This window comes from Streptomyces sp. NBC_01217 (assembly GCF_035994185.1).
GTDB lineage: Bacteria > Actinomycetota > Actinomycetes > Streptomycetales > Streptomycetaceae > Streptomyces.
The window spans coordinates 2716042-2735774 of the sequence record NZ_CP108538.1 but is presented as its reverse complement, the minus strand read 5'-3'; the positions used below and the strand labels follow the sequence as shown (position 1 = coordinate 2735774).

Genomic DNA, 19733 nt, shown 5'->3' with positions numbered 1-19733 from the left:
CGTCGACATGGTGCAGGACACCCCACCTGACGCGGTGCACATGTGGGGGCCGCACATGAGCCGCGGTCAAGAGCCGTGCCCGGGGCCGCACTTGGCGGGCGTGCGGTACGGCCCGCGGGTACGTGCCCGGGGAGTGGTGACGAAGGACGCGCTACCGGGTCTCCGGGGTCGCCGTCACGTCGATCAGCCGGCACACCGTCTCGATGTCTATCTTCACCTGCGCGATCGACGCCCGCCCCGACAGCCAGGTGATCAGCGCCGAGTGCCAGGTGTGCTCGATGACCCGCACCGCGGACAGCTGCTCCGGCGTCGGATGCTCCAGGCCCATCGCGTCCAGGATGATCGCCGTCGTGATCCGCGAGACGGTGTCCACCTCCGGGCTCACGCTGCGGTCCGCGAAGGTCAGTGCCCGCACCATCGCATCCGCCAGATGCGGTTCGCGCTGCAGCGCGCGGAACGCCCGCATCAGGGTGTCGGCGACCCGCTGCGCCGCGTCGTCCCCGGCCGGAGGGCGCTTGTGCAGCGTCGTGTGCATGCGCTGGAGCTGGTCCTGCATGGTGGCGACCAGCAGATGGATCTTGGACGGGAAGTAGCGGTACAGCGTGCCCAGGGCGACCTCGGCGGCCTCCGCCACCTCCCGCATCTGCACCGCCTCGAAGCCGCCCCTGCTGGCGAGCTGGGCGCTGGCGTGCAGGATGCGGCGGCGGCGGGCCTCCTGCCGCTCCGTCAGGGGCGGCGATGCCTGCTTGGCTTCCGCTGTCATGTGTCCCCCATCCATGGCTTCTGTCCGCAACCGGAGGGAGGCGCTCGGTCTCCCGGCGGCGCACAGCATGCCAGGGCGGCCGGTCGTGGCGCGAATCACCTGATCCGGCCGTTGCACCGACGCTACCTGCCGGTAGATTCGTAGCTCATTGAACGTTCCAGTCTGAAACTTGTTCTAGATTAGCGCGAGCGGTTACGCTCCGGCGAAAACGCAGTGAGAAGGGGGCCGAGTGTGACCGCTGAGGCCATAGAGACGGGCCCCCGCACGGGCAGCGACACGCCGGGCACCGACGGCGACAGGCCGTTGCGCATCGCACTCCTCACCTACAAGGGCAACCCGTTCTGCGGCGGCCAGGGCGTCTACGTACGCCACCTCGGCCGCGAGCTCGCCCGCCTCGGCCACAGCGTCGAAGTGATCGGCGCCCAGCCCTATCCGGTGCTCGACGAGGGCGTCCCGCTCACCGAGCTGCCGAGCCTGGACCTCTACCGCCAGCCCGACCCGTTCCGCACCCCGAAGCGCGGCGAGTACCGGGACTGGATCGACGCCACCGAGGTCGCCACCATGTGGACCGGCGGCTTCCCGGAACCGCTCACCTTCAGCCTGCGTGCCCGCCGCCATCTCGCCGCCCGTCGCGGCCAGTTCGACGTCATCCACGACAACCAGACCCTCGGGTACGGGTTGTTGGCGGACCTCGGCGCCCCGCTCGTCACCACCATCCACCACCCCATCACCGTCGACCGGCAGCTGGATCTGGACGCCGCCGACAGCCGGCGCCGCCGCGCCTCCGTGCGCCGCTGGTACGCCTTCACCCGCATGCAGAAGCGAGTGGCGCGCAGGCTGCCGTCGGTGCTCACCGTCTCCGGCTCCTCCAAGCAGGAGATCGTCGACCATCTCGGGGTGCGGCAGGACCGGATCCATGTCGTGCACATCGGCGCGGACACCGACCTGTGGTCGCCCGACCCGTCGGTCGCCGAGGTGCCCGGCCGGATCGTCACCACCTCCAGCGCCGACGTCCCGCTGAAGGGCCTCGTCCACCTCGTCGAGGCGCTCGCCGAACTCCGTACCGAGAACCCGCAGGCGCACCTCGTGGTCGTCGGCAAGAGGGCCGAGGACGGACCCGTCGCGCAGGCCATCGAGCGGTACGGACTCCAGGACGCCGTCCGGTTCGTCAAGGGCATCAGCGACGCCGAACTCGTCGACCTGGTGCGCAGCGCCGAGGTCGCCTGCGTCCCCTCGCTGTACGAAGGGTTCTCGCTGCCCGCCGCCGAGGCCATGGCCACCGGCACCCCGCTCGTCGCGACCACCGGCGGTGCGATCCCCGAGGTCGCGGGTCCGGACGGCGAGACCTGTCTGGCCGTGCAGCCCGCCGACGCCGGGGCCCTGGCCGCCGCGCTCGCCCGGCTGCTCGGCGACCCGGAGCTGCGGGCCCGGCTCGGCGCCGCGGGCCGCGCCCGGGTGCTGGCCCGGTTCACCTGGAAGCAGGCGGCCATCGGCACCGCGGAGCTCTACCGGCAGGCGATCGCCGCCCGCGCCGCCACCACGCAACCCGGCGGCCGACGGTGACCCCGCGGCCCGCCCCCGCTGTCCCCGCCCCCTGAACCCCTCGACCGCGAAAGCAGGCACTCGTGCTGACCGTGGACTTCACCCGCTTCCCGCTCGCCGCAGGTGACCGGGTGCTCGACCTGGGCTGCGGCGCCGGACGCCATGCCTTCGAGTGCTACCGGCGCGGCGCCCAGGTCGTGGCACTCGACCGGAACGGCGAGGAGATCCGCGAGGTCGCGAAGTGGTTCGCGGCGATGAAGGAGGCCGGCGAGGCCCCCGCCGGTGCCACCGCCACCGCGATGGAGGGCGACGCGCTCAATCTGCCGTTCCCCGACGAGTCCTTCGACGTCGTGATCATCTCCGAGGTAATGGAGCACATCGCCGACGACAAGGGCGTGCTCGCCGAGATGGTCCGGGTCCTCAAGCCCGGCGGCCGGATCGCGATCACCGTGCCGCGCTACGGCCCCGAGAAGGTCTGCTGGACGCTCTCCGACGCGTACCACGAGGTCGAGGGCGGCCACATCCGGATCTACAGGGCCGACGAGCTCCTCGGCAAGATCCGCGGCGCCGGCCTCAAGCCGTACGGCACCCACCACGCCCACGCCCTGCACTCGCCGTACTGGTGGCTCAAGTGCGCGTTCGGCGTGGACAACGACAAGGCGCTGCCGGTCCGTGCGTACCACAAGCTGCTGGTCTGGGACATCATGAAGAAGCCCGCCGTCACCCGGGTCGCCGAGCAGCTGCTCAACCCCGTCGTCGGCAAGAGCTTCGTGGCGTACGCGACCAAGCCGCACCTGCCCGTGGCCGCCGCCGAGGGCCTCTCGAAGGCCGAGGCGTGACCACTCCCGAGCAGACCGAACACCTCGTGCTGCCCGGAGTCCTCACCGCCGAGGAGGCCGCCGAGACCGTCGCCGCCCTTCTCGCCGTGCAGTGCGAGGACGGTGCGCTGCCCTGGTTCCGCGGCCACCACCTCGACCCGTGGGACCACACCGAGGCCGCCATGGCCCTCGACGCGGCGGGCGAGCACGCCGCCGCGGAACGCGCGTACGAGTGGCTGGCCCGGCATCAGAACGAGGACGGCTCCTGGTACGCCGCGTACCAGGACGGAGACCCGCAGCGGCCGACGGACCGCTCGCTGGAGACCAACTTCTGCGCGTACGTGGCCGTCGGCGTCTGGCACCACTACCTCGCCACCGGCGACGACACGTTCGTCGACCGGATGTGGCCGACCGTCTACGCCGCCGTCGAATTCGTGCTGCGGCTCCAGCAGCCCGGCGGCGAGATCGGCTGGAAGCGCGAAGCCGACGGAACCCCCGTCGCCGACGCGCTGCTGACCGGCTGCTCCTCCATCCACCAGGCGCTGCGCTGCGCACTGGCCATCGCCGAACGGCGCGAGGAGCCGCAGCCCGACTGGGAGCTGGCGACCGGTGCGCTGGCCCATGCGATCCGCAACCACCCCGAACGCTTCCTGGACAAGAGCCGCTACTCGATGGACTGGTACTACCCGGTCCTCGGCGGCGCGCTCACCGCGGCGGCCGCCAAGGAGCGGATGGAGGAGAGCTGGGACCGCTTCGTGGTCCCCGGCCTCGGGGTGCGCTGTGTGCTGCCCAACCCGTGGGTGACCGGCGGCGAGAGCTGTGAACTCGCCCTGGCGCTCTGGGTGATGGGCGAGTCCGACCGGGCGCTGGAGATCCTCCAGTCCATCCAGCATCTGCGCGCCGAGGGCGGCATGTACTGGACGGGGTACGTCTTCGAGGGCAACCGGGCGTTCTGGCCCGAGGAGCTCACCACCTGGACCGCCGGTTCGCTGCTGCTCGCGGTGGCCGCGCTCGGCGGCGACGAGGCGACCACCTCGGTCTTCGGCGGCGAACACCTGCCGCGCGGGCTGGAGCCGGACTGCTGCTGAGGCGGCCGTCGCAGGGCCACGGCCCACGGCTCAAAGGCTCACGGCACCGCGGGGAAACCCGGACGGCGTCCCCGAGTGGCACGCCGCCGGGGGCCGGGCGAGCCTTACCGGGAGTGCCGAAAGGCGTCACTCACCGTAAAGATCGCCGTGATGCGCCCGGCCAGGGAGGCCCGCTGTGCCCAGTTCCGCCGTGAACTGTCCCGTACCGCTCAGCCGACTGCTCGTCTCGCTGCTGCTGTCCTGCGCCGTGCTGGTGGGCGCCACCGGCTGCGGCGGCGACAGCGGGAGCAAGACCGCGAGCAGCTCCGCATCCCCGAGCGGCACGTCCTCGGCCGAGGCACAGAAGTTCGCCAAGACGCGGTTCGTCGCCAACGCGGGGCTCGCGGCCGGTGCCACGTACCAGTGGATCGTGAAGCCGTACCGCGCGGGCAAGTTCAAGAAGGGCGCGGACGGGCGCACGTTCGCTCTGGTCAAGGCAGGGCTCGCGGGCGGCTTCGCCTACAACCGGCTGAAGGCCGCCGCCGTCAACGCCAAGGGCGACCCGCTGCTGTCGAAGGCGGTCGCGCCACTGACGGCGGGCATCGAATCGCTCAAGGGGCTCGGCAACAAGCTTCGCAAGGGCGAGGCGGGCGAGGGCGACATCGGCGCCTTCGAGAACGTGATCACCGGCATCAAGGACGCGGGAAAGAGCGCGGGCGCCGAGGTGAAGGACAAGGTGCCCACCACCTCCCAGCTGGGCGGATAATCATATGCAGGAGGGGGTGCGGCGCATTATGGTGCGCGGAATGAACTCACTGCCGCATGACCTCTACTGTGACGAAATCATCGCCCGCACCGACGCCTTGAGGGCGGTGCTCAAGGGCGCCGACCTCGATGCGACCGTACCGACCTGCCCCGACTGGACCCTGCGCGACCTCGCCGTCCATGTCGGCGGCGCGCACCGGTGGGCGGGCGAGATCGTCCGCACCCGGGCCACCGAAGAGGTCCCCGACGAACGGGTGCCGGAGTTCACGCCCGAGGGCGACGACCCCGCCGTGCTGGACGCCTGGCTGGCGGACGGCGCGGCGAAGACCGCCGAGGCGATGCGGGCGGCCGGCCCGGACCAGGAGGTCTGGTCCTGGGCGGGGGAGAAGAACACGGGCTTCTGGGCGCGTCGCATGGCGCACGAGTCGATCGTCCACCAGGCCGACGCGGCGCTCGCCGCGAAGACCGGCTACGAGGTGCCTCCGGAGCTGGCCGCGGACACCATCGAGGAATGGCTGGAGATCGTCGCCTTCGCGCAGGCCGAGGGTGATCCGGAGGCCGCCGAACTGTGCGGCGGCGGGCGCTCGATCCATCTGCACGCCACGGACGTCCCGGAGGCCGAGTGGCTGATCGAGTTCGGTGAGGACAGCTTCAGCTGGCGGCGCGCCCATGGGAAGGCGACCGTGGCGCTGCGGGGCACGCTCACCGACGTCATGCTGGTCTTCAACCGGCGTCTCGCCCCGGACAGCGACCGCGTCGAGGTGCTGGGGGACGCGGAGCTGCTGGACTTCTGGCTGGAGCGCGCCTCGTTCAGCTGAGCGCCGGCCACCGGGTCCCGACTGCCGTCCCGCTGTGCGGGCGGCTCGGGGCTGAGCGAAGCTGGAAGGGAACAGCCGTAGTGTCCGGCGGCCCCGCAGGAGGTGCCGATGGAGCCCGCGCGCGCCCTGAAGCGGATCGCCTTCCTGCTGGAACGCGGCAGGGCCGACACCTACCGCGTACGGGCATTCCGCACGGCCGCCGACGCCGTCGCGGCCATGGCGGACGGTGAGGCCGCACAGGCGATCCGCGAGGCGACGGCCGGGAAGGTGCCCGGCCATCTGGAGCGGCTGGAGGAGGAGGCCGCCGCCGCTCCTCTCCCCGAGGGCGGTGAGCACGTCCTCGCCCTCCAGCGCGGTGACTGCCATCTGCACTCCGACTGGTCGGACGGCGGCGGCCCGGTCGAGGAGCTGGGCCGCACGGCGGCAGAGCCGGGCCATGAGCGGGCGGTCCTCACCGATCACTCGTCCCGGCGGAACGCGTCATCACGACATGGCCGGCCGAAGAAATGCCGGCCCGGTCGCGCGGGGGCACGGTCCCGGAGCGGGCCCGCTCCGGGGCGGACGGGGTGTACGGGGCCGTCGGGGCGGCCCCGGGACAGGAACGGTGAACCCATGACGGCCACAAGCGTGCGAGGCATCGACCACATCGGGGTCACGGTCCCCGACCTGGAGACCGCCACCCTCTTCCTCGTCCGGGCGTTCGGCGCCGAGGTGCTGTACGACACCCTGCACCGCCACGACACCCCGCAGGGCGGGCCGGACGTCGAGCGAAGGCTCGGAGTCCCGGCGGGCACCCAGCAGCTGGCGATCCGGATGCTCGCCCTTCCCGGCGACGGCCCGGGCATCGAGCTGTTCGAGTTCGAGGGCCCCCGCCGTGAACCCCCGGTGCTGCCCTGCGACTTCGGCTGGCAGCATGTGGCGCTCTACGCCGACGACCTGGACGCGGCCGTACGGGACTGTGTCGCCGCGGGCGCCTTGCTGCTCGCCGAGGCGCAGCCGCTGTCCGGCCCCGAGGCGGGGGAGCGCAACCGGTTCGCGTATCTGCGCACCCCGTGGGGCAGCACCCTCAAGCTCCTGACCTACCCCGACCCCCAGCCCTGGGAGCACACCGCGACCCGGCGGCGGATACGTCCCGCGCCGGTCGCCCTCAGTTGAGTTCGGCCAGGACCCGCAGGGTGTGCGGGTCCGGCGCCGTCACCAGCAGATCGGTGACCGGCCCCTTGCGCCACAACTCCAGCCGCTCCGCGATCCGTTGCCGGGGTCCGACGAGCGAGATCTCATCGGCGAACGCATCGGGAACCGCCAGCACGGCCTCCTCCTTGCGCCCTTCGAGGAACAGCTGCTGGATGCGCCGCGCCTCCTCCTCGAAACCCATCCGTGCCATCAGATCGGCATGGAAGTTACGGGCCGAGTGCCCCATCCCCCCGATGTAGAAACCGAGCATCGCCTTCACCGGAAGCAGCCCCTCGGCGACATCGTCACAGACCTGCGCACGGGCCATCGGCGCGATCATGAACCCGTCGGGCAGATCCGTGAGCGAGGCCTCGTACACATCGGTGCGCAGCGGCGACCAGTACAGCGGCAGCCAGCCGTCGGCGATCCGCGTGGTCTGCGCGATGTTCTTCGGCCCCTCCGCCCCCAGCAGCACGGGCAGTTCGGACCGCAGCGGGTGGGTGATCGGCTTCAGCGGCTTGCCCAGACCGGTGGCGTCCGGACCGTTGTACGGGTGGGAGTGGAAGCGCCCGTCCAGCTCCACAGGGGCCTCGCGGCCCAGCACCTGGCGGATCACGTCGACGTACTCGCGGGTCGCGGTCAGCGGGCTTTTCGGGAACGGCCGCCCGTACCAGCCCTCCACCACCTGCGGCCCGGACAGGCCCAGGCCGAGCATCATCCGGCCGCCGGAGAGATGGTCGAGGGTCAGGGCGTGCATGGCGGTCGCGGTCGGGGTGCGCGCCGCCATCTGCGCGATGCCGGTGCCGAGCCGGATACGGGAGGTGTGTGCGGCGATCCAGGTCAGCGGGGTGAACGCGTCCGAGCCCCAGGCCTCCGCCGTCCACACCGATCCGTACCCCAGCTCCTCGGCCTCCCGGGCCAGCTCCAGATGGGCGGGGTCCGGGCCGCGGCCCCAGTATCCGAGCGCGAGTCCGAGCCGCATTCCGCTGCCTCCCAGCCGTCCTGACGGAACGTCAGGTCATTGGCGCACGGACGGAGCGTACGACAGCGGCCCCCCGCCCGGAAGGGGCGGGGGGCCGCTGTGCGTACTGCGTGCGTATGACGGAAGCGCGGACTCAGCCGCGCTGGATGCCCGTGGTGTCCTGGAGCACACCACGACGGCCGTCCTGCGTCTGGGCGATGAGGCCGGGACCGCGCTGCTCCACCGCGAGATACCAGGTGCCGGGCGCCAGTTCGGCGATCGGCGACGGCGAGCCGTCCTCCCCGTACAGCGGGCGGGCCACCGGCACCGCGAACCAGAACGGCGTGAAGTCACCGGCCGGCGCACCGGCCGCCGGGGCCTGCTGGGTCTGCTGCGGCTCCGGCTGACCAGGCTGCGGCTGACCGGCCTGCGGGTGCGCGCCGTACGGCTGCGGCTGACCCGGCTGGCCGCCGTACGGCTGCTGCTGGGCGCCGGGGTAGCCGTAACCCTGGCCGGGCTGCGGCTGACCGCCGTACGGCGGCTGCACTGCCTGCGGGCGCGGGGCGCCCATCAGCGGGGCCTTGAGCGCGGGGACCAGCGGAGTGGCGACCGCGCCGCCCGCGAGCACGAGCGTCCCCAGCAGACCGAGGATCATGCCGGCGCCCGCGTCGCTGGCGTCGATGGTCGTCCAGAAGGCCGTCCACAGAGCGAAGACGGCGAGGGCGGCACCGAACTGGCCAAGGTCGAAGCCGAGAACCTTGCGGGCCGGCATGGCGCGGCCCACAACGATCAGCGCCGCGCTGATGATTCCGGCCAGGAAGACGCTCATGAGGATCCCGAGCGCGTCCCATGCGTTCGGGGCGTCGAAAGTGGAGCAGTTGAGGCCCGCAGGGCAATCGAAGCCGGAGAGGTCGAGGAAAGAGGCGATGAACAGCACCACCGCTGCTCCGATCACCACGCCGTCGCCTCGAGTGAGGGAGCGGATATTCACGTGAAGGTCCTTAGTCGATCGTCTCGTCGGGGCGGTCGTCGCTGCCGCCGGTGGGGCGGGCACGGCGCGAAGCTCGGGGGCGGCTCCCCATCGTACGGATGAATCTATCGTCTGCCCGGACGGGTTGTGTCCCTGCCCGGACCTTGGACGCACTTCCCCCTGTTTCACCTCGGAACCACCATTTGCTACCCCTTCAGATAGCTGCTGATGCCGTCGGCGATGCCCTGCGCCGCTTTCTGGCGCCAACTCGCGCTGGTGAGCAGGGCGGCGTCCTTCGGATCACGCATATTGCCGCATTCGATGAACACTTTGGGCACGGTCGACAAATTCAGTCCGCCCAGGTCCTTGCGGGTGTCCAACCCGGTATTGCCGCCCACGTAATTGGAAGGCGCACTTCCGGTAGCGCGCACGAAGAGACCGGCGATCCGGGTGCCGAGATCGCGCGAAGGACCGACGATCTTCGAGGTGTCCGCCGCTCCGCCGCGTACCGGCGCGGGGAGAATCACATGGAAGCCGCGGTTGCCGACCGCGGAACCGTCCGCGTGCACGGAGACCACCGCATCGGCCTTCGCCTCGTTCCCGATCCGGGCCCGCTCGTCGACGCACGGCCCGTACGGGCGGTCGTCGTCGTACGTCAGCACGACCTTCGCGCCCTGCGCCCGCAGGAGCGCGCGCAGCCGGTGCGACACATCGAGGGTGAACCGGGCCTCCGCGTAACCGGAGTCGGTCGATGTGCCGGTGGTGTCGCACTCCTTGTGCGTGGTGCCGATGTCCACCTGGCGGTTGATCTCGCGGGTGTGCAGATGGTTGTTCGGGTTGTGCCCGGGGTCGATGACGACGGTCTTCCCGGACAGCGGCCCCGAGGTCCTGCCGCCCGCGGACTTCGAGGGCGACGCGGACGCAGTCGGCGATGCGGACGTCTTCCCCGGAGCCGGAGCCGGAGCGCTCTGTGAGGGCGGGGCCGACGGCGGCGCGGCGGACATACCGCTGCCGCCCTGCCGGGGCCGGGCCTGCGCCCCGCCGCTGTCACCGCCCGCGCCGCAGCCCGCGGCACCCAGGCACACGGCTGCGAGCGCGGCGGCGACGATCAGGGGCCAGCGGCGCGGGGTCGGGGAAACGCTCTCGTCGTACGGCACCCCGCGATGCTATCGGGGGCGCCGGTCTCAGATCCCCGTTCCCGTGCGGCGCAGCACGCGCAGCGAATCCGTCACCGAGACCTCGGTGAACGCACCGGAGGCCAGCGCCCGCAGATAGACGCGGTACGGGGCCTGGCCGCCGTGCGCGGGGTCCGGGAACACATCGTGGATCACCAGCAGTCCGCCCTCGGCGACATGCGGTGCCCAGCCCTCGTAGTCACCGTTCGCGTGCTCGTCGGTGTGACCGCCGTCGATGAAGACGAGGCCGAGCTTCCCGCCCCACACGGCCGCGACCTGCGGAGACCGCCCGACGAGCGCCACGACCTGGTCTTCGAGACCCGCCGCGTGCAGGGTCCTGCGGAACGTCGGCAGCGTGTCCATCCGGCCGACCTCCGGGTCCACGACGGTCGGGTCGTGGTACTCCCAGCCGGGCTGCTGCTCCTCGCTGCCGCGGTGGTGGTCGACGGTGAGAGCCGTCACCCCGGCCGCCCGGGCGGCGTCGGCGAGCAGGATGGTGGAGCGCCCGCAGTACGTCCCGACCTCAAGGACCGGCAGCCCCAGCGCGGCGGCCTCGACGGCGGCCCGGTACAGCGCGAGTCCCTCGACCACCGGCATGAAGCCCTTGGCGGTCTGGAAGGCGGCGAGAATCTCGGGCTTGGGCTCGGCGACGGACTCGGCGGGCACGGGTTCCTCCTGGTGGGGACGGTTCTGCGGGGTACGCGTTCGACGGCGCCCCATCGTGCCGTACGCCCCCGCCGAAGGCATCGGCGGGGGCGTACGGGGGGTAACACGGGGCGGAGGCCTCATCCGCTCACGACGACACCGCGGTGCGGCGCTCCGGTGCGCCGGCCGTCAGCACCAGATCGGTTTCGACCGGCAGTCCGTTGCCGGGGTGGGCCGCCGGGTAGGCGCGCGGTGCGTATCCGGCGGCCGATCCGGCGAGCACGTAATTGCCGTCGGCCGGGGCGGGCAGCGTGTAGTGGCCGTTCTCGTCCGCCACGGTGAGACCGGCCTGCCGGCCCCGGTGGTCGATCAGCGTCACATTGGCACGGGCCACCGGCGCACCGGCCGCGTCCAGCACCCGGCCGCGGAAGCCGCCCGAGCCGGTGACCTGGCGGGAGGCGGGGGATGCGGGGGCCTGAGCCTCACCCTCGCTGCTCGCCAGCAGCACCGGGCGCATCGCATCGCGCTGCGACGGCAGGAACGCGGCCAGCACCAGCCCGACCACCACGGCGCCCGTCGCGATCAGGAACGAGATGTGGAACCCCTCCATAGAGGGCAACGACACCCCGCCCGTCCGCACCGAGGTGTTCGCCAGCACCATGCCGATCACGGCGCTCGACACCGATGTGCCGATCGACCGCATCAGGGTGTTCAGGCCGTTGGCGGCACCCGTCTCGGACGGATCGACGGCCCCGATGATCAGCGCGGGCAGCGAGGAGTACGCGAGTCCGATACCGGCCCCGAGCACCACCGCGATCACCACGGTCTGCCAGGCGGCGCTCATCAGGCCGAGCCCGGCCCCGTAACCGATCGCGATGATCAGCATGCCGAGCATCAGCGACACCTTGGGGCCGCGGCGGGCGGACAGCCGGGCGTAGAGCGGGGCGACGAACATCATCGTCAGGCCGAGCGGCGCCACGCACAGCCCGGCGACCACCATCGACTGGCCCAGGCCGTATCCGGTCGAGGTCGGCAGCTGGAGCAGCTGCGGCAGGACCAGCGAGACGGCGTAGAACGCGACCCCGACCATGATCGAGGCGAGATTGGTGAGCAGCACCTCGCGCCGGGCCGTGGTCCGCAGATCCACCAGCGGCGCCGGGCTGCGCAGCTCGAAGAGACCCCACAGGACCAGGATCACCAGGGACGCGGCGATCAGGCCGAGCGTGGTGCCCGAGGTCCAGCCCCAGTCGCTGCCCTTGGTGACGGGCAGCAGCAGGCAGACCAGACCGAGCGAGAGCCCGAGTGCGCCGGTGAGGTCGAAGCGGCCGGGGGCGCGCAGCGTGGTCTCCGGCACGGCGAGGACGGTGAGTGCCATGGACAGCACACCGAGACCGGCCGCGCCGAAGAACAGGGTGTGCCAGTCGAAGTGCTGGGCGACCAGCGCGGCGGCGGGCAGCGCGAGTCCGCCGCCCACCCCGATCGAGGAGCTCATCAGCGCCATCGCCGAGCCGAGCTTCTCGCGCGGCAGCTCGTCGCGCATGATCCCGATGCCCAGCGGGATGGCACCCATGGCGAAGCCCTGGAGCGCGCGCCCCACGATCATGATCACGAGATCGTCGGTGAAGGCGCACACCAGCGAGCCGATCACCATCACGGCGAGGCTGGCGAGCAGCATCTTCCGCTTGCCGTAGAGATCGCCGAGCCGCCCCATGATCGGGGTGGCGACGGCCCCCGCGAGCAGGGTCGCGGTCATCACCCAGGTGGCGTTGGACGGGTCGGTGTGCAGAAGGGCGGGCAGATCCTTGATGACGGGGACGAGCAGGGTCTGCATCACCGCGACGGTGATACCCGCGAAGGCGAGTACGGGGACGACACCGCCGCCCGCCTTGCGCGGACGCGGATCGGGGAGTTCCCCGGCGTGCTGTTCGTTCGTCGTCTGTGCCATGCGTGCGGCCTCCGGCAGCGTGATCGGGAGTGACGTGAAGAGGCGTGCGGGCCTTCCGGCGGGCAGCACCGACCGCCGGGTGTGTGTAGGGTGAAACCTTCTCCGTGTCCGCGGTATTCCGGTGAACCCGGCACGAACGGGACACGGCTGCGGCGCCGGGTGCGGACCCCTCCCGAATCGCGCGGTGATCCGGGCCGAGGCGCGCGGTGGTGCGGACGTCATCCGACCTTCCGTCAGAATGGAACGTGTTCTACTCTTGCGCCGTTCCAGTGGCTGCGACCGGCGAGGATCCGCATGGGCATCGGAATCACCGAAGAACAGAGGGAGTTGGCGCAGTCCGTACGGGGGTGGCTGGCGCGGGCCGTGCCGCCGGAGGAGATCCGCAGGCTTCTCGACGCGGACGCCCCCAGCGCCCCCGGCGTGCGCCCCGGGTACTGGGACGGGCTCGCGGAACAGGGGCTTGCCTCCATTCATCTGCCCGAGGCGTACGGGGGCGGGGGTGGCCGGATCCTCGATCTGGCCGTGGTCCTGGAGGAGGCGGGCCGGGCCGCGCTTCCCGGCCCGTATCTCGCGAGCGCCCTCGCCTCGGCCGTGCTGCACGCGTCGGGCGCGGGCGAGCCGGTGGGGGACCTTGCGGCCGGTACGCGTATCGGCCTGCTGCGGGCCCTCGCCGCCGGTACGCGCATCGGCGCCGTCGCCCTCGGCCCCGGCAGCCTCACCGCCGTGGAGCACGAGGGCGGCCTTCTGCTCGACGGCCTGACCCCGCCGGTCCTCTGCGGCGCCGACGCCGACCTCCTGCTGCTCCCCGCCGCATCGGCCACCGGCACCCTCTGGCTCGCCGTCGACTCCACCGCCGAAGGGCTGACCGTCCGCCCGCACCGCGGCGCCGACCCGACCCGCCCCACGGCCGAGATCCGCGCCGAGGGCGTATGCGTGCCCGCGGGACGTGTCGTACGCACCGGCACCGCACACGTCCGCGACCTCGCCGCAGTCCTCTTCTCCGCCGAAGCTTGCGGAACCGCGGCCAGGGCGCTGGAGACCGCCGTCGAGCACGCCAAGGTCCGCGAACAGTTCGGCCGTCCCATCGGACGGTTCCAGGGCGTCAAGCATCTCTGCGCCGACATGCTCGTACGGGTCGAGCGGGCCCGTGCGCTGGTGTGGGACGCGGCACGGGCCGCCGACGAGGAGGGAGCGGACCCGGACGTACGGTCCATGACCGCCGCCCTCGCCGCGTCGGACGCCCTGGACGCCGCGTACGGCTGCGCCAAGGACTGCATCCAGATCCTCGGCGGCATCGGCTTCACCTGGGAGCACGACGCCCATCTGTATCTGCGTCGGGTCCTGGTCGCCCGGCAGCTGCTGGGGGCCGGTGACGCCCACCGGCTGCGGGCCGTCCGGCTGGCCGGGGGCGGGGCGCGCCGCGAACTCGTCCTCGAACTCCCCGCCGGGGCAAAGGCCCACCGGGCCGGGGCGCGGAAGGCCATCGCCGCCGCCCGCGGCCTCGACCCGAGGGCCGCCCGCCGCGCCCTCGCACCGACCGGCTACGCCGCCCCGCACCTCCCCGCCCCCTACGGGCTGGGCGCGGGCCCCGTCCAACAACTCGCCGTACAGCGTGAACTGAAGGAACAGGGAGTGAAGCCGAGCGACCTCGGGATCGCGACCTGGGTCGTCCCCTCGCTCATCGCCCACGGCACGGCCGAGCAGCAGGACCGCTATCTGCTGCCCACCCTGCGCGGCGACCTCCTGTGGTGCCAGCTGTTCTCCGAACCCGGCGCGGGCTCCGACCTCGCCTCGCTGCGGACCAGGGCCGAGCGGACGGAGGAGGGCTGGCGGATCAACGGGCAGAAGGTGTGGACCAGCGCCGCCCGAGGCGCCGACCACGGCATTCTGCTGGCCAGGACCGACCCGGACGCCCCCAAGCACCGGGGGATCGGCTGCTTCGTCGTCGACATGAAGAACACCGAGGGCATCGACATCCGTCCGCTGAAGGAGATCACCGGCGACTCCCTCTTCAACGAGGTGTACTTCGACGACGCCCTGCTGCCCGCCGACGCCCTCGTCGGCGCGATCGACGACGGCTGGCGGGTCGCCCGCACCACGCTGGGCAACGAACGCGTCCACATGGCCGACCAGATGACGTTCGACACCGGCCTGGAGGCGCTGATCGCCCGCTCCGGCGAACTCGACGACACCTACCGCGCCCGCATCGGAACGCTCGCCGCCGAGGCCCACGCACTCGCCTGCATCGCACTGCGCACCACCTTGCGACAGGTCTCGGGTCTCGAACCGGGCGCGGGAGCCTCCGTCCGCAAACTCATCCAGACCACCCACCAGCAGAAGGTCGCCGAACTGGCCCTCGAACTCCTCGGCCCCGCCGGTGCGGCAGCCGAAGGGGCGGGGGAGCGGGCCGTGCACGGCTTCCTGATGTCCCGCTGCCTGACCATCGCGGGCGGCACCACCCAGGTTCAGCTCAATGTCGTCGCCGAGCGCATCCTCGGCCTCCCGCGGGACTGATCCGCCCGCAGCAGATACTCCCGGTGTGATGATGAGTCGGATTCGGGCGTGACCGATTGTCGGCTGACCACGCGGACCGGGTAGGCGCCTGGAACGTCGCACTCAGGGCCGGGCTGGCCCTTCCCGACGTGGCCTGACCAACCGTTGGGAGAAGCCCCCTGGTTTTATCCGGGGGAGGAGTCACCAACGAACTCCTCACCTACGAGGCGCTCGGCCTGTGCGGCGAGGGCGAGTCCGGAAAACTCGTCGAGTCCGGGGCCACCACGTACGGCGGGCGGTGGGTGGTCAACCCGTCCGGCGGGCTGATCTCCAAGGGGCACCCGCTCGGCGCCACCGGAATCGCCCAGGCCGCCGAACTCACCTGGCAGCTACGGGGGGAGGCGCGGGGCAGGCAGGTGCAGGACGCCCGGGTCGGCCTGGCCCACAACATCGGGCTCGGCGGGGCGGCGGTGGTGACACTGCTGCGCCGCTAGGTCCTGTACGGAGTTCAGATCACGGTTCGGGCAATCCGCAGCGCGGAACCGTGTGCGCTTGATAGGCCATCAGGTATGGCACGTGGCGATGTGACCGATGAGCAGTGGTCCCTGATTGAGCCCCACCTCCCGCTGGGAGTATCCGGACCCATACCTGACCTGCGAAAACACTTCAACGCGACGATGTGGCGGTTCCGCACCGGCAGCCCCTGGCGAGACGTGCCTGCCGAGTACGGTCCGTGGTCGAGCGTCTACGACCGCTTCCGTATCTGGACGCGCGAGGGCGTCTTCCAGCACCTGATGGAGACGGTCATCGGTTATGCCGCAGAACGCGGTGAGGCAGACCTGTCGCTGGTCAGCGTGGACTCTGCTACCTCCCGCGCTCACCACCACGCCGCCGGGATGGTTCTGGACGAAGAGCAGTTGGAAGCGCTGGTGGAGGCCGCAGAGTCCGAAAAGGGGGCGGGAAGAAGGGACGGGAGCCGCAATACGATCAGGACGGGGACCCGGAACGAGCCGAGCGGCAGCGGTTGCGGCGACGCCGCCGGGCCCGTTTGAAGGCTGCTGAGCTCGGTCGTTCCCGGGGCGGGCTGACCAGCAAGGTGCACTTGTCAGCCGAACGGCGCTGCCGTCCACTGTCGTTCGTCCTCACCCCCGGCCAGGCCGGTGACAGCCCGCAGTTCGCGCGGGTCGTGGACAAGATCAAGGTCCGTGGCAGGAGGGGCCGGCCCCGCACCCGCCCGGACGCGGTCGCCGGCGACAAGGCGTACTCCTCCCGCCGCAACCGCGCCTACCTGCGCAAACGCCAAATCCGGGCGGTGATCCCGGAGAAGGCGGACCAGACGGCCAACCGCAAAAAGAAGGGCTCGCGCGGAGGCCGCCCCGTCAGTCACGACGCCGAGCTGTACAAGGACCGCAACACGGTCGAGCGGTGCATCAACCGGCTGCGCAACTGGCGCGGGATCGCCACCCGCTACGACAAGACTCCCGAGAGCTACCTGGCCGGACTCCACCTGTGCGGCACGATGCTGTGGCTACGCGGCATCACCCGACGAGCATGATCTGAACTCCGTACAGGGCAGATTCTCGGGGTCCTCGCAACACCTGATGGCTTACGTGGTCGTCAGTAGATCACGCAGACGCTCGGCTGGAGTTTTCCAGCCGAGCGTTTTGCGTGGGCGGCCGTTGAGTTGCTGAGCGACGTGTTCGAGGTCTTCGGGGCTGTGCACGGACAGGTCGGTGCCCTTGGGGAAGTACTGCCGTAGCAGGCCGTTGGTGTTCTCGTTCGATCCGCGCTGCCAGGGTGAGTGCGGGTCGCAGAAGTAGACCGGAACACCGGTGGACACGGTGAACTGCTTGTGCGCGGCCATCTCGCAGCCCTGGTCCCAGGTCAGCGAGCCGCGCAGGTGCTCGGGAAGGGTCTGGATCAGGGGCACCAGCACGTCACGGACTTCCTCGGCGGTGTGCCCGCCGGGCAGGTGGCCGAGCATGACATAGCGGGTGGAGCGCTCGACCAGGGTGACGATCGCGCTCTCGTTGCGGGTGCCGACGATCAGGTCGCCTTCCCAGTGGCCGGGAACCGCCCGGTCTGCGACCTCGGGCGGCCGCTCGGAGATCATCACCATCTCGTCGACGAACCGGCGCGTTCGCTGGTCCGGGCTGCGGTGCGGCTTGCGGCGGGTGCGCCCGGTGCGCAGCGCTGCCGCGACTTCACGGCGCAGTCCGCCACGGGCCTGCACGTAGATCGCCTGGTAGATCGTCTCCGGACTCACGCGCATGCTCTCGTCGTCGGGGAACTCGGTGACCAGAGCGTGACAGATCTGCTCAGGTGACCACTGCTGCTGCAGCTTGTGGGCGACGTAATCACGCAGCGGACCGTCCGTAGCGAGCTTGGACGCCTTGGGCCTCGGACGGCTCTTCGCCCACGCCCGCTGTGCCCGGTGCGGCTGATAGACGCCCTCGACCGAATGGGCGTCGATCTCCCGCTTGACCGTGGAGGCCGGTCGGCTCAGCGCTCGCCCGATCGCCCGCAGCGATTGACCCTCACGACGCAAGTCAGCGATCAACTCCCGCTCCGCCACCGTCAGGAACCGGTGGTGCAGCTCGGCCTCGACCGCCGCAACGGACGGCTCCCGCGATGCGGCACTGGTGGTTGTCACACCGGTCTTGTAATCGATCCGGCGCCCGTCCGGGTGCAGGCGCGCGCCGTTGCTCTTCCTGATACCACGGTCCCAGTCCCGCGCAGTGCGTTCATGGACCCCGACCAGTGCCGCGGCCTCCCGCTGCCGGACCCCGGACGCGCGAAGCCTGTCGTACTCCACTCGCCCCGGATGCCCGGCCGCGCCCGGCTTCCCACGCCCACGCACGCCGGCTTTCCGCGCCCACCCGGCCGCCGTGTGACGGCTCACCCCGACCACCCGAGCAGCCCCCGCGACACTGCCGTTCTCCCGGTCCAGCGCCTCGAAGAACCTCACCTTCAAGCCCTCAAAATCCACGATCCCCGCAACTCCCTGAAGACCAGGGTGTTGCGGGGATCGCTAGAACCCGCCCAGGACCTAGGGCCCTTTCGTTTGGATCGTGCCGGGCCATTGGGCCGAGCCCGGCTCCGCCCCAATACCGATGTACGGGGCGCAGGGCGGCTGCGAGTATGACGGGCATGGTTGACGTCACGACGCCCGCACCCCTGCAGCAACGGCCCACGCCCCGCACCTGGGCGGCGGTTCTCGCCGCCTGTATCGGCCAGTTCCTCGTCGTGCTCGACGTATCCGTCGTCAACGTCGCCCTGCCGTCCATGCGTTCCGACCTGGGGATGAGCGCCACCGGACTGCAATGGGTGCTCAACGCCTACTCGATCGCCTTCGCCGGATTCATGCTGCTCGGCGGACGGGCCGCCGACATATACGGCCGCAAGCGGATGTTCCTCATAGGCCTCGGCCTGTTCACCGTGGCCTCCCTGGCCGGCGGGCTCGCCCAGGAGAGCTGGCAGCTGCTGGCCGCCCGTGCCGCGCAGGGGCTCGGCGCCGCCGTGCTCGCCCCCGCCACCCTCACCCTGCTCACCACCACCGTTCCCGAGGGCCCGGCCAGGACGAAGGCGATCGGCACCTGGATGGCCGTCGGTGCGGGCGGCGGCGCGGCGGGCGGGCTGATCGGCGGGGTGCTCACCGATCTGCTCTCCTGGCGCTGGGTGCTGCTGATCAATGTGCCCGTCGGTGTGCTCGTCCTGGCCGGTGCCGCGGTCCGGCTCGCCGAGGGCCGGGCGGGCGACCGCCGACGGATCGACTTCCCGGGCGCGCTCCTGGTCACGGCGGGCCTCGCCCTTGTCGCGTACGGCATCGTGCAGACCGAGGAGTCGGGCTGGGCGGCTGCCGCGACCCTGGTGCCGCTGCTCGGCGGGGTGGCCCTGCTGACCGCCTTCGTGGTGGTGGAGGCCAGGACCGCGGAGCCGTTGATGCCGCTCGGGGTGCTCGGGGCTCGGGCGGTGACGTCGGCGAACGCGGCGATGTTCGTGATCGGCTCCGCGACGTTCTCGATGTGGTACTTCATGACCGTGTACGCCCAGACCGTGCTGGGCTACACCCCGCTGCAGGCCGGACTCGCCCTGATGCCCACCTCGTTGGCGGTCGTCCTCGGCTCGAAGTGCGCGCCCCGCGTGATGGCCCGGGTCGGCGCGAAGAACCTGGCGCTCATCGGCACGGCCGTCGCCGCCGCCGGCTTCGGCTGGCAGTCCACGATGGGCGCCGACGGCACGTACCTCACCTCGGTCTGTCTGCCCGGCGTCCTGATGATGGCCGGTGCGGGCCTGGCGTCCACCCCGCTCGCCTCCCTCGCCATCACGGGCGCGGCCCCCGGCGAGGCCGGTCTGGTCTCCGGCCTCGTCAACACCTCCCGCACGATGGGCGGTGCGCTCGGCCTCGCCGCGCTCTCCACCGTCGCCGCGGCACGCACCGCGGGCGGCACCGGGGCGCAGGAGCTCACGGCCGGCTACGCGCTGGCGTTCCGGACGGCCGGCACGGTGCTGCTGGGCGGGCTGCTGCTGATGGCGCTGTGGCTGCCGCGTCACGGAGACGGCGCCCGGCGCTGACCCATGAGACCGTCGGGGCCGCA

The 19733-nt window shown here is 71.6% G+C and carries 15 protein-coding genes and 2 pseudogenes; 10 read left to right on the top strand and 7 right to left on the bottom strand.

Annotated elements, in window-relative coordinates; translation table 11 throughout:
* Nucleotides 1-151: 151 nt before the first annotated feature.
* Complete coding sequence (locus tag OG507_RS11890; RefSeq protein WP_327367153.1) at nt 152-763, bottom strand: TetR family transcriptional regulator; 612 nt, start codon at nt 761-763, stop codon at nt 152-154.
* A 231-nt stretch (nt 764-994) separates the two neighbouring features.
* Here OG507_RS11890 and OG507_RS11885 point away from each other — a divergent pair, with 231 nt between their 5' ends.
* The 6 genes from OG507_RS11885 (at nt 995) to OG507_RS11860 (ending at nt 6928) form a co-directional block, all read left to right on the top strand.
* Nucleotides 995-2326, top strand: a complete 1332-nt coding sequence (locus tag OG507_RS11885; protein WP_327367152.1) for a glycosyltransferase family 4 protein — start codon at nt 995-997, stop codon at nt 2324-2326.
* Between the two features lie 62 nt (nt 2327-2388).
* Nucleotides 2389-3144: a class I SAM-dependent methyltransferase gene (locus OG507_RS11880; protein ID WP_327367151.1), complete on the top strand. Its 756-nt coding sequence runs from the start codon at nt 2389-2391 to the stop codon at nt 3142-3144.
* The gene (locus OG507_RS11875) at nt 3141-4211 is read left to right on the top strand and encodes a prenyltransferase (RefSeq protein WP_327367150.1); all 1071 of its coding nucleotides are present in this window, start codon (nt 3141-3143) and stop codon (nt 4209-4211) included. The genes OG507_RS11880 and OG507_RS11875 overlap by 4 nt, the downstream gene beginning before the upstream one ends.
* Before the next feature lie 190 nt (nt 4212-4401).
* Nucleotides 4402-4956 carry a hypothetical protein gene (locus OG507_RS11870; RefSeq protein WP_327371942.1) on the top strand — a complete coding sequence of 185 codons (555 nt, stop codon included), beginning with the start codon at nt 4402-4404 and terminating at the stop codon, nt 4954-4956.
* A 40-nt stretch (nt 4957-4996) separates the two neighbouring features.
* Nucleotides 4997-5773, top strand: a complete 777-nt coding sequence (locus OG507_RS11865; RefSeq protein WP_327367149.1) for a maleylpyruvate isomerase family mycothiol-dependent enzyme — start codon at nt 4997-4999, stop codon at nt 5771-5773.
* A gap of 108 nt (nt 5774-5881) precedes the next feature.
* Complete coding sequence (locus OG507_RS11860; RefSeq protein WP_327367148.1) at nt 5882-6928, top strand: VOC family protein; 1047 nt, start codon at nt 5882-5884, stop codon at nt 6926-6928.
* On the opposite strand, the gene OG507_RS11855 is transcribed toward OG507_RS11860, so the two are convergent.
* The 5 genes from OG507_RS11855 to OG507_RS11835 all read right to left on the bottom strand — a co-directional run bounded on the left by OG507_RS11855 (nt 6921) and on the right by OG507_RS11835 (nt 12642).
* Entirely contained in the window at nt 6921-7928 is a 1008-nt protein-coding gene (locus OG507_RS11855; protein ID WP_327367147.1) for an LLM class F420-dependent oxidoreductase, read from the bottom strand. The two genes, OG507_RS11860 and OG507_RS11855, sit on opposite strands and share 8 nt — an antisense overlap.
* Before the next feature lie 133 nt (nt 7929-8061).
* The gene (locus OG507_RS11850; RefSeq protein WP_327367146.1) at nt 8062-8898 is read right to left on the bottom strand and encodes a DUF5336 domain-containing protein; all 837 of its coding nucleotides are present in this window, start codon (nt 8896-8898) and stop codon (nt 8062-8064) included.
* 185 nt (nt 8899-9083) lie between these two features.
* Nucleotides 9084-10034: an N-acetylmuramoyl-L-alanine amidase gene (locus OG507_RS11845; RefSeq protein ID WP_327367145.1), complete on the bottom strand. Its 951-nt coding sequence runs from the start codon at nt 10032-10034 to the stop codon at nt 9084-9086.
* Nucleotides 10035-10061: 27 nt separating this feature from the next.
* Nucleotides 10062-10649, bottom strand: coding sequence for a class I SAM-dependent methyltransferase (locus OG507_RS11840; RefSeq protein ID WP_327371941.1), 588 nt, complete (start codon nt 10647-10649; stop codon nt 10062-10064).
* 196 nt (nt 10650-10845) lie between these two features.
* Complete coding sequence (locus OG507_RS11835) at nt 10846-12642, bottom strand: MFS transporter (protein WP_327367144.1); 1797 nt, start codon at nt 12640-12642, stop codon at nt 10846-10848.
* A gap of 294 nt (nt 12643-12936) precedes the next feature.
* On the opposite strand from OG507_RS11835, the gene OG507_RS11830 reads away from it, so the two are divergent.
* The 3 genes and pseudogenes from OG507_RS11830 to OG507_RS11820 all read left to right on the top strand — a co-directional run bounded on the left by OG507_RS11830 (nt 12937) and on the right by OG507_RS11820 (nt 16690).
* Entirely contained in the window at nt 12937-15156 is a 2220-nt protein-coding gene (locus OG507_RS11830; RefSeq protein ID WP_327367143.1) for an acyl-CoA dehydrogenase, read from the top strand.
* Nucleotides 15157-15341: 185 nt separating this feature from the next.
* Nucleotides 15342-15629: pseudogene (locus OG507_RS11825) on the top strand (thiolase C-terminal domain-containing protein); the annotation flags it as partial.
* 75 nt (nt 15630-15704) lie between these two features.
* Nucleotides 15705-16690, top strand: a pseudogene (locus OG507_RS11820) (IS5 family transposase).
* 51 nt (nt 16691-16741) lie between these two features.
* Here the strand turns inward: OG507_RS11820 and OG507_RS11815 are convergent.
* Nucleotides 16742-17950 carry an IS30 family transposase gene (locus OG507_RS11815; RefSeq protein ID WP_442811097.1) on the bottom strand — a complete coding sequence of 403 codons (1209 nt, stop codon included), beginning with the start codon at nt 17948-17950 and terminating at the stop codon, nt 16742-16744.
* A gap of 326 nt (nt 17951-18276) precedes the next feature.
* Here OG507_RS11815 and OG507_RS11810 point away from each other — a divergent pair, with 326 nt between their 5' ends.
* Entirely contained in the window at nt 18277-19710 is a 1434-nt protein-coding gene (locus tag OG507_RS11810) for an MFS transporter (protein WP_327367142.1), read from the top strand.
* Nucleotides 19711-19733: the final 23 nt, after the last annotated feature.